Origin of the sequence: Dactylosporangium siamense (assembly GCF_016862795.1) — a bacterium.
In the GTDB taxonomy this organism is placed as follows: Bacteria; Actinomycetota; Actinomycetes; order Mycobacteriales; family Micromonosporaceae; genus Dactylosporangium; species Dactylosporangium siamense.
The window spans coordinates 1-499 of sequence record NZ_BONQ01000249.1; the positions used below are offsets into that span (position 1 = coordinate 1).

At 66.7% G+C, this 499-nt stretch carries 1 protein-coding gene; it reads left to right on the forward strand.

Annotated features, from left to right (window positions below; genetic code table 11):
* A partial coding sequence (locus Dsi01nite_RS56745) for a 2-oxoacid:ferredoxin oxidoreductase family protein (protein WP_203854860.1) occupies positions 1-499 on the forward strand: 499 nt, incomplete at both ends.

Sequence of the window (499 nt, forward strand, 5' to 3'; positions counted from 1 at the left end):
GTGGTCATCAGGTTCGCTGGCGACTCCGGCGACGGCATGCAGCTCACCGGTGACCGGTTCACATCGGAAACCGCGCAGCTCGGCAATGACATCTCGACCTTGCCCAACTTCCCCGCGGAGATCCGCGCGCCCGCCGGCACCCTGCCGGGCGTGTCGAGTTTCCAGGTCCATTTCGCCGACTTCGACATCCTCACCCCCGGTGACGCGCCCAACGTCCTGGTGGCGATGAACCCCGCCGCGCTCAAGGCGAACCTCGCCGACCTGCCCAAGGGCGCCTCGATCATCGTCAACACCGACGAGTTCACCAAACGCAACCTGGCCAAGGTCGGCTACGCCGCCAACCCCCTCGAGGACGGCTCCCTCGACGGATGGGCCGTCGCCCCCGTCGGGCTGACCTCGATGACGGTGAAGGCCCTCGAGTCACACGGCGTGTCGAAGAAGGACGCCGAACGCGCCAAGAACATGTTCGCGCTCGGCCTGCTGTCCTGGATGTACTCCC